This window comes from Burkholderia sp. Se-20378 (assembly GCF_017104665.1).
GTDB lineage: Bacteria > Pseudomonadota > Gammaproteobacteria > Burkholderiales > Burkholderiaceae > Burkholderia > Burkholderia lata.
In genome coordinates, this window is sequence record NZ_JAAGPG010000771.1 from 1 (window position 1) to 2,769 (window position 2,769).

General features: G+C 67.4%; 3 protein-coding genes. 1 reads left to right on the top strand and 2 read right to left on the bottom strand.

What is annotated here, in order from left to right:
* On the bottom strand, positions 1-1,010 hold a 1,010-nt coding region (locus G3N93_RS37290; RefSeq protein WP_206135265.1), incomplete at its 3' end, for a CaiB/BaiF CoA-transferase family protein.
* Positions 1,007-1,993: a hydroxymethylglutaryl-CoA lyase gene (locus G3N93_RS37295; protein ID WP_174989447.1), complete on the bottom strand. Its 987-nt coding sequence runs from the start codon at positions 1,991-1,993 to the stop codon at positions 1,007-1,009. The genes G3N93_RS37290 and G3N93_RS37295, both read right to left, overlap by 4 nt.
* 172 nt (positions 1,994-2,165) lie before the next feature.
* Between G3N93_RS37295 and G3N93_RS37300 the strand changes: the two genes are divergently transcribed.
* On the top strand, positions 2,166-2,769 hold a 604-nt coding region (locus G3N93_RS37300), incomplete at its 3' end, for an IclR family transcriptional regulator (protein WP_206135266.1).

The window sequence follows — 2,769 nt, forward strand, 5'->3', positions numbered from 1 at the left end:
TCTTCGAGGCCGCCCGTGGCGAGCAGGTGCGGATCGTCGAACAGGTCGTGCGGTTTCGTGATCGGCGCGTACGGCAGGCCATTCGATTCGAAGATCGCGCCGATCTCCGCGGCCGAATGCGGCGCGAGCCGCGCGCGCAACTCGGGCAGCAGCCAGTCGCGCGCCTGCACGCGCAGGTTGTTGGTCGCGAGGCGCGGATCGTCCTTCAGCGCGGTCAGGCCGAATGCATCGCAGAACAGTGCCCACTGCGTATCCGACACGACCGCGAGAAAGATCTGTTCGCCATCCTTGACGGCAAACACGTCGTAGACGGCCCACGCGGAAATGCGGCTCGGCATCGGCGATGCGGCCTGCCCGGTCACCGCGAATTGCATCATGTGCTGCGCGACGAGGAACACGTTGTTCTCGAACAGCGAACTCTGCACCTGCTGGCCACGGCCGGTGCGCTCGCGCTGCGCGAGCGCGGCCATCGCACCGATCGCACCGAACATGCCGCCCATGATGTCGTTCACGCTCGCGCCCGCGCGCAGCGGCCGCCCTTCCGGGCCCGTCATGTACGCGAGGCCGCCCATCATCTGCACCACTTCGTCGAGCGCGGTGCGGTGCTCGTACGGCCCCGGCAGAAAGCCCTTGTGCGACACGTACACGAGGCCCGGATTCAACGCGGACAGCGCCGGATAACCGAGGCCGAGCCGGTCCATCGTGCCGCTCTTGAAGTTCTCGCTGAACACGTCCGCCGTCGCGATGAGCCGCAGCACGATCTCCAGCCCGCGCGGATCTTTCACGTCGACGGCAAGGCTCTTCTTGTTGCGGTTGAACATCCCGAAGAAACCCGCACCCGAACCGCGCAGCGCGCGGGTGCTGTCGCCCGCGATCGGTTCGATCTTGATGACCTCCGCGCCGAGATCGGCGAGCAGCATCCCGCAGGTCGGGCCCATCACCATGTGCGTCATCTCGATCACGCGCACACCTTCGTACGGCAGTGGCGAAGCCGGTTGGCGGTCGTTCATTGCGCGACTCCCGACAGGCATCCTTCCGGTTGCTCCGCGGTGGGAGAACGGCCGTCCGCGTAACGGAAGCCCTTCGGCAACCCGGCGTCCGGCACGTGGCCATACAGCGCCTCGTCCGGCAGCGCCGCGTGCAGGATCGCGCGCGCGGCAAGCAGCGCGTCGACGTCGACTCCCGTGTCGAATCCCATCGATTCGAGCAGGAACACGAGATCCTCGGTGACGATGTTGCCGGTCGCGCCCGGCGCGTACGGACAACCGCCGAGTCCGCCCTGGCTCGCGTCGATCGTCGTCACGCCCGCGTCGAGCGCCGCGACGACGTTCGCGAGCCCCTGCCCGCGCGTATTGTGGAAATGCGCGCCGCCCGCCTTGTCGCCGACTTCGCGGTGCAGCCGGGCGAACAGCCGGCGCACCTGCGCCGGGTTCGCATAGCCGCTCGTGTCGGACAGCCCGATTTCGTCGACGCCACATTCGGCCATCGCCACCGCCATCGCGATCGTCTCGTCGTCGCTGACGGCGCCCGCGATCGTGCAGCCGAACGCGACCGACACGCCCGCCTCGATCTGCACCGACGGAAACCGCGCATTGCGCAGCGCGACGATCGCGCGCACCTCGTCGACCATCTGCGCGGGCGTCTTGCGGATGTTCGCCAGCGAGTGCGCCTCCGTCACCGACACCGGCAGCGTCAGTTTGTGCACGCCTGCCTCGAATGCGCCCTCGGCACCGCGCAGGTTCGGCGCAAGCGCAGCGACATGCAGCCCGGGAATCGCCAGCGCGTGTGCAACGACTTCGCCCACATCGGCCATCTGCGGCAACAGCCTGGCCGGCACGAACGACCCGACCTCGATCTCGCGCAGGCCGGCCGCGGCCAGCGCGGTGATCCAGCCCAGCTTGCCGGCCGTCGGCATCACGGCCTTGATGCTCTGCAGGCCGTCGCGCGGCCCGACCTCGCTGACCAGCACCTTCGGGTATTCGGAAACGCTCATTTGACACTCCATCGTTCTATCTGAAAGAACATCGTTCTGTTTGATAGAACTCTAAGCGCGCGTCGAATGGGCGGTAAGCGGGGTATACCCGTGAAATTGCGATTTTATGGAACTTGAGTTCTGCCAGACAGAACGATATAGTCGACCGATCATCATCCGAAGGAAGCAGGCAGTGCCCAAGACTCACACCGATCACGCCGGCAGCGAGCCCGATTCGCCGGCCGAAGAAACGTCCAGCGGCGTCGCCGTTCTCGATCGCGCGTTCGCGATCCTCCGTGCGTTCGGGCAGACCGACGACCGGCTGTCGCTCGCGGAGCTGTCGCGCCGCACCGGGCTGTACAAGAGCACGATCCTGCGCCTGCTCACGGCGCTCGAACATGGCGGCTTCATGCGCAAGCTCGACGACGGCCAGTACGCGATCGGGCACGAGCCGCAGCGGCTCGCCGCGCTGTACCAGCGTTCTTTCCGGGTCGGCCCGGTGGTCGAGCCGCTGCTCGAGACGCTGAGCCGCGAACTCGGCGAAACGGCGTCGTTCTACGTGCGCCAGGGCGACATGCGCTCGGTGCTGTACCGGGTCGAGCCCGCGCGTGCGGTGCGCGTGTCGATTCGTGTCGGCGAGGAGTTTCCGGTGCGCCAGGGCGCGTCCGGGAAGGTGCTGCTGGCGTTCACCGACATGCAGGATGCGCAATGGAACGACGTGCGCGAACAGCTGTGGGCCGCGTCGTACGGCGAGCGCGATCCCGAGACGGCGTCGGCGTCCGCGCCCGTGTTCGGTG

Excerpts from the sequence above, each read along its gene's own strand:
- G3N93_RS37295 (WP_174989447.1), bottom strand. The coding sequence starts at position 1,993 with ATGAGCGTTTCCGAATACCCGAAGGTGCTGGTCAGCGAGGTCGGGCCG.